General features: G+C 59.4%; 1 protein-coding gene. It reads right to left on the bottom strand.

Translation table 11 applies throughout. The annotated features are described in order from the left end of the window. A partial coding sequence (locus WH277_RS01485; protein WP_339503961.1) for a 6-phosphogluconolactonase occupies positions 1–651 on the bottom strand: 651 nt, incomplete at both ends.

Raw genomic sequence — 651 nt, 5'->3', positions numbered from 1 at the left:
TCCGCATCCAGCAGGCGTGCGGCGGCCGCGTCGAGATAGAGCGTGCAGTTGGCATGGCGCTGCAATACAGAAGCAGGCAGCGCTTCCAGAGGGGGCTCCATCAGCATTCGCCGGACTATCTCGGCTTTATTTTCACCGTTGATCAGTACCCTGATATGCCGGGCCTGCATAATGGTTTGAATGCCAAAGCTCAGGTAGCTGTCGGGAACATTTTCCTCCGATCCCACTTCCTGCACTAAAGCCGCCATCAGCACACCGTGGCAGCGGTCGACCTCAATTTCACGCGTCAGCGTGTCAAAAGGCGTGCCCGGCAGGTTCGCGGCAATATGCCCGTCCTGACCCACGCCCAGCAGCAGCAGATCCAGCCCGCCGTCAGCGGCAATCGCGGCATCCTGCTGCGCAACGTTGGCCAGGGTTAACGGATGGATGCGTTGTGGCGGGATGCCCGCCGGGGTCAGCAGATGACGGTCAATATGCTGATAAATCACCCCTGGCTGCTGCTCATGACCGCGCAGCGGAACGTCATCCTGCAAATAATAATGCACCTGCTGTCCGGCGTTTTCCGCCTGTAGCCGTGCTACCAGATGCTGATACAGCCGCAGCGGCGATGAACCGCCTGTCGGGGCGAAATTACAACGTTCTCCCTGATTC

Origin of the sequence: Erwinia sp. MYb416 (assembly GCF_037479575.1) — a bacterium.
Classification (GTDB): Bacteria; Pseudomonadota; Gammaproteobacteria; order Enterobacterales; family Enterobacteriaceae; genus Erwinia; species Erwinia rhapontici.
This window is presented reverse-complemented; position numbering and strand designations above follow the sequence as displayed.